Annotated in this window: 4 protein-coding genes; all 4 read left to right on the top strand. The window is 46.1% G+C overall.

All coding sequences use genetic code 11. The features are described from left to right. Window positions 1-35: 35 nt before the first annotated feature. Window positions 36-1,520 (top strand): glutamate synthase subunit beta, encoded by a 1,485-nt coding sequence (locus GTO91_RS13335; RefSeq protein ID WP_161259227.1) that lies wholly within the window; start codon window positions 36-38, stop codon window positions 1,518-1,520. 306 nt (window positions 1,521-1,826) lie between these two features. After that, complete coding sequence (locus GTO91_RS18460; RefSeq protein WP_161259228.1) at window positions 1,827-2,147, top strand: DEAD/DEAH box helicase; 321 nt, start codon at window positions 1,827-1,829, stop codon at window positions 2,145-2,147. Between the two features lie 28 nt (window positions 2,148-2,175). Beyond that, the gene (locus GTO91_RS13345; RefSeq protein WP_328793812.1) at window positions 2,176-4,608 is read left to right on the top strand and encodes a DEAD/DEAH box helicase; all 2,433 of its coding nucleotides are present in this window, start codon (window positions 2,176-2,178) and stop codon (window positions 4,606-4,608) included. Window positions 4,609-5,193: 585 nt separating this feature from the next. Next, window positions 5,194-6,018, top strand: an 825-nt coding sequence (gene istA / locus GTO91_RS13350) for an IS21 family transposase (protein WP_161259230.1), incomplete at its 3' end; no start/stop codon positions are given.

Here is a 6,018-nt window from a genome sequence, read left to right on the forward strand (position 1 = left end):
ATGACAGATAAGAAAGAGAAGTAGGAGGAACGGCCATGGGCAAACCGACAGGCTTTTTAGAATATCAGCGCCAGCTTCCCGCCGACCGGGAACCCCTCGAGCGCGTTAAAGACTGGGGCGAGTTCCACTATCACATGAGCGAGGAGGACCTGCGCACCCAGGCCGCCCGCTGCATGGACTGCGGCGTCCCCTTCTGCCACACGGGCATGATGATCGCCGGCATGGTGTCCGGCTGCCCCTTGCACAACCTGACCCCCGAATGGAACGACCTCGTCTACCGGGGCCTCTGGAAGGAAGCCTGGCTGCGCCTGAAAAAGACGAGCAACTTCCCCGAATTCACCGGCCGCGTCTGCCCCTCCCCCTGTGAGGGCGCCTGCACCGCCGGCCTCGCCACCTCCCCGGTGACGATCAAAAACATCGAGTGCCACATCATCGACAAGGCCTTCGAGGAAGGCTGGGAAGCTCCCGTCCAACCGGCCAAGCGGACCGGCAAAAAAGTAGCCGTCATCGGCGGCGGCCCCTCGGGCATGGCCGCTGCTGACCAACTGAACAAGGCCGGCCACAGCGTCACCGTCTTCGAACGGGCTGACCGCATCGGCGGCTTGCTCATGTACGGCATCCCGAACATGAAGCTCGACAAGTCTGTCGTCCAGCGCCGCGTCGACCTGATGGCCGCCTCGGGCATCACCTTCGTCACCAACTGCGAAGTCGGCAAGGACTACCCCGCCGAGAAGCTGAAGGAAGAGTTTGACGCCGTCGTCCTCTGCGGCGGTTCCACCAAGCCCCGCGACCTTCCCGTCGAAGGCCGCAACTTAAAGGGCGTCCACTTCGCCATGGAGTTCCTGGCGGCCAACACGAAGAGCCTCCTCGACTCCAACCTGGCTGATGGCAACTTCATCTCCGCCGAAGGCAAGGACGTCATCGTCATCGGCGGCGGCGACACCGGCACCGACTGCGTCGGCACCTCCCTTCGCCACAAGTGCAACTCCGTCTACCAGATGGAGATCATGCCCCAGCCCCCGACCGAGCGGGCCGCCAACAACCCCTGGCCTCAGTTCCCCCGGGTGCTGAAGATCGACTACGGCCAGGAAGAGGCCGCCGCCATCGCCGGCGCCGATCCCCGCCACTACCTCATCTCGACGAAGAAAATCGTCGGCGATGAAAACGGCCACGTTAAGGAAGTCCACACCGTCCAGATCGAATGGGTGAAAGACGAACAGGGCCGCATGATCCCGAAAGAGATCGCCGGCTCTGAAAAAGTCTGGCCGGCCCAACTGGTCCTCCTGGCCATGGGCTTCCTCGGCCCCGAAGATCAACTGCTCACCCAACTGGGCGTCGAACGCGACCCGCGTTCTAACGTCAAAGCCGACTTCGGCAGCTTCGCCACCAACGTTCCCGGCATCTTCTCCGCCGGCGACATGCGCCGCGGCCAGTCCCTCGTCGTCTGGGCCATCAGCGAAGGCCGCCAGGCAGCGCGGGAAGTGGATAAGTATTTGATGGGGACGACGAATTTGCCGTAACGTTTTGGTAAATACTAATTTCTTGAATGCCTAATACTTTTTCCTCTTAGTTAAAGCGAAGTCATGCTTTCTGCAGTGGCTTCGCTTTTTTTTGATTAGCCTTAATGGTTTAAAAGTAAATTCGAGGGGAATTAATAAAATTTTTTAACTAGAGTAACTAGACTTTTATGCTTCCCCAAGCGCTTTAGTAAATATTGGATATTATTATGGTCAGAAGATTTTTCTCGAAAAATTGTATATTTTTTGGAGTCTGAGAAGGAGAAACAAAAACAATGTCGTATCCTGTTTTTTGAAGGATGTGATTAGATGGATATTGGAACATGTATTGGGAGGTATTTCCCGGAACAACTAATTGAAAAATGGATAGAGTCAGACTATAAGGAGCTTCTCCCTGTTCAAGTAGCCGCGATTAATCAGGGTATTTTTGATGGAAAATCTATTCTTGTTGTAGCACCTACATCATCAGGTAAAACCTTCGTTGGAGAGATGATGGCGGTTTATTATGCATTGCAGAGAAAAAAATCGATATACCTTGTACCGTTTAAAGCTATTGCAGAAGAGAAATACCAAGAGTTTTCCAAGAAATATGGGGGGGAAGAACTAGGGCTCAATATTCGATTATCTTAACCGTGATCATCGAGAACATGATAGTGACATTCGGTTAGGGAACTATGATATTACGATACTAACATACGAAAAACTTAATTCTCTTTTAACTACAAATGCGGGAATACTGGATACTTGTGATTGTCTTATTGTAGATGAAGTTCAAATGATAATGGATAAAGGAAGGGGTGGAAGTCTAGAACTTTTACTTACAAAAATCAAGTTGTCTTTTGGATCAAAGCAAGTCATTGCGCTCAGCGCTGTTTTAGATCAATTAAACGGTTTTGATAACTGGTTAGGTCTTGATGTTGTTTCCGACAAAAAAAGACCTGTTGAGATCCGTCAAGGGGTTGTAGGACCAAAAGGCATATATAACTATAGAGAATGGAACAGTAGACAGGCAGGGACGGAACAATTTCCCGGCAATTCCCTGTTAAGCATTGTTTCGCATTTACTAAGTCAGAACGAACAACTGATAATTATTCGTAATAGTGTTAGAGCTACAGTAGAAACCGCTATTGAATTGTCTGATAACTTTACTGAACTAAAAGCTGCTTCTAGTACTATTAAGTTGTTAAGCAATGCTCCCGATACTGAGACACGAGATGGACTACTTAAAACGCTACGTCAATCTATTGCCTTTCACCACGCAGATTGTGAATTAAATGAGCGTAGGGCGGTAGAGGAAGGCTTTAGAAATGGTGAAATCCGTATAATTGTTGCTACGACAACATTATCAATGGGTGTTAACCTTCCTAGCAAAACCGTCATTTTAGCAGATAATTCAAAATGGGTTTCTGTTAAAGGTAAATTACAGTTGGTTAATTGGTCAGTATCTGAAGTAAGAAACATACTTGGACGTGCTGGGCGTCTAGGGTCGACTGTAGAGCAAAATCAGAATTTTGGGAGAGGCATTTTAATTGCAAATAATCAACATGAAGTAATACAATTACAAACAGCGTATCTTTACGCACCACTTGAACCACTAAAATCTTCGTTGGAGAATAAAGACATTACATTAAGAGTCCTAGATGTGGTTGCAACTGGCTTTGCTGGAACTGAATTGGACATTATCTCCTTTATGTTCAATACATTCGCGGCACGAAATTGGGATAACCCTGAGTCTAAACGACAAATAGAAGAATTAATTCATAGGGGAATAGCAACATGCCTTGAGTATGGCCTTTTTGAAAGAGATTCTTTAAACAATATAGTTGCAACAAATTTAGGGAAGGTTTGTGCTGCCAAGCAAATTACCATTCGTACCTTTAGTATACTAAAACAATTTGTCGATAGGATTGAAACAGAAGAACAAATATCTGAAAACATATTTGACATGTTATATACTGTATCTAATGCTGAAGAAGTTCGAGATGCGAACTATCGTGGAGTATACTGGGACAGAAAAGAGCGAAATGCTCTAGCGGTATTAAAGGTACGGGAGTTACTGTCGACTGGGGAATTACCAGAGGAGTATTCCAGAAGATTAACTGGTATTAGTTATCTTACCGAAGAGCAAACGAAATGTTTTACAATCGCAATACTTGCCAAGGAGTTATTACTAACGAACATCCTAAGCAAAGTTAATAGGAAAAATTTTATGTTAATTAATGCTAACGTAAGGGATATTTGCTTAAACCTTAGATGGATTCTTGATGCATTAACTGGAATAGCAGGAATATTAAAACCGCAGATATCCTCATATATAGAAATGGTCTCGAACTGTATATCTCACAGGGTACCCTTAAGTTGTCGGTTTTTAAACAGTATTCGTGTAGAACTTTGCAGGGATGAAAAAATTAAACTGGTTGAAGCAGGATATACTTCTGAGGATGACTTTTTAGATAAGACAGGGAGTGACTTTAGGGGGATTATTAACCCAAGCAGGGCAGATGAAATTATAGAAGAGGTTTTAACAAAAAGAAAAAGGAATTTTGAATTTTGGGAGAAGGATCATAAACGTCGCTTGTCAAAAATCGGAACTGATTTAAGTAATATAATCAAATTATATCAATCTACCGGCTTGGAGTTAGAAACGGTGATTGAAGAACTTTTTGAAACGGGTTTTTCAAATTGTACAGTAACAAGAATTCATGATCAGAGAAAAGGCGAGCCTGATTTACTTATGATGTTTCCAAATGGACAGAAGATAACAATTCAGGTTACTGCAAAAGAAAACTTTAAGAATTTTGTCGACTCAAAAAAAGCAGGTGATGTTATACCACAATCTGCAAGATTTCATCCCGATGGTTTTATGTGCCTTGGTCGTCCAGATTTTCAGGACTTGGCTATTGAGCAAGCATTTCACCAATCAAAAGATAATAATTTTAAGTTAATTCCAATGTATTTGTTGGCGGAACTATATGTTAGATCGTTAGAAAGAAGGTTGACACCCGACGTAGTAGCAGAGTTTTTACTGAATGCAAAAGGGTATCTAAGCGTCAATGATATAGATATTCAGTTGGGAAAAGCATTGCAGTAAACCAAATAGTTAAACAAGGCGCAGAGGGCTGTATTGCCCTTCTGCCCTATTTTTCAAATTGAAAAGAAATTAAAAATGATTTTAGAAAAGTAAAATCTTAATCGAATTTCCTAAAGCTTTTATTTTTTACCCCGTCTTCAACATCCCTCTCCGGGTTGTTTTTACTTTTTTTATTGGAAGTTCGATTCATTTAAAGGATTCTTAGATTTCTTGTCGAAACATCTTCCGCAAAAGGAATGTAGGGGGATGTCTGGATGGATCACGTCACCGCTTCGGATACCGTGGATGTGCTTTCGGTAGGAGGAATGCCCATCTTCGCGGAGTATTGTCGAGAACTTGGGATCCATGTAGGTGGTAATGTAAAAGGGACAAAAATAGGAAAGCTATTGGGACAAATACGGGCATAGCTGGAGGACAAAAAAGGGAGACCTCTTTGGACAAAAACGGGAACGAGTTGTCACAGAAATGGGCAAGCACTGTCACAAACATGTGTTTGGATAACTCGGTCCTGAAAGGAGGTCCCCATAGATGAATGACGCGGTGTTACACTTGCCCCGAGAGGAAAACTCGGGGAGGGACGATGAAATGGATCTCACACAGCGCCAGCGCATTCTCCGCATGGTTTCCCAAGGCATTCCCATCAGCCATATCGCACGCACCGAGGACGTTGATCGAAAAGCCATCTACCGAGCCCTAGCCCAACCGACGAAAGCGCCTCCTCAAGAAGCCCCGTCCACTCTCATTGCGCCTTACGTACCCCAGATCGAAGAGTGGATCCAAAAAGGATTCACTGCTGTCTGGATGTATCAGGAACTCCGGCGACAGCATAGATTTCCCGGTTCCTACGACACCGTTAAACGGTATGTGGCAACCGTTCGCCCGCCCAAGCCGCCGGAGAGTGTCATTCGGTTTGAAACCCCACCAGGCGACCAGGCCCAGATGGATTGGGCTCATTTCAAACTCACAGATGACAACGGACGCATCCATCGCTTTTATGCTTTTGTATGGACATTGTCTTATTCCCGATGGATGGACATTCTGTGGGTTCCCCATTGCGACATCCGAACGATCATCCGGTGCCATGAACAGGTCTTTTCCCGGCACGGCGGTGTTCCGGCCGAGATCCTCTATGATCGGCAATCGCCCGTGTATCAGAAGCAACGAAAAGAAGAAATCGTACTGAATCCGATCTTTGAGCAGTTTGCCCGTCATTGGGGCTTTGAGCCGGTAGTGGCGCAAGCGCGCCGTGGACAAACCAAAGGCAAGGTCGAGCGCCCCATCCGCTACATACGCGGCAACTTCTATCCATCCGTTGAAACGTTTGAGTCCCTGGATAAAATTCAGAATGATTGCGACCTCTGGCTGCAAACCTGCGCCAACATCCGTCTTCACCGCACCACTCGGGAACGA

Origin of the sequence: Heliomicrobium undosum (assembly GCF_009877425.1) — a bacterium.
Lineage (GTDB): Bacteria > Bacillota > Desulfitobacteriia > Heliobacteriales > Heliobacteriaceae > Heliomicrobium > Heliomicrobium undosum.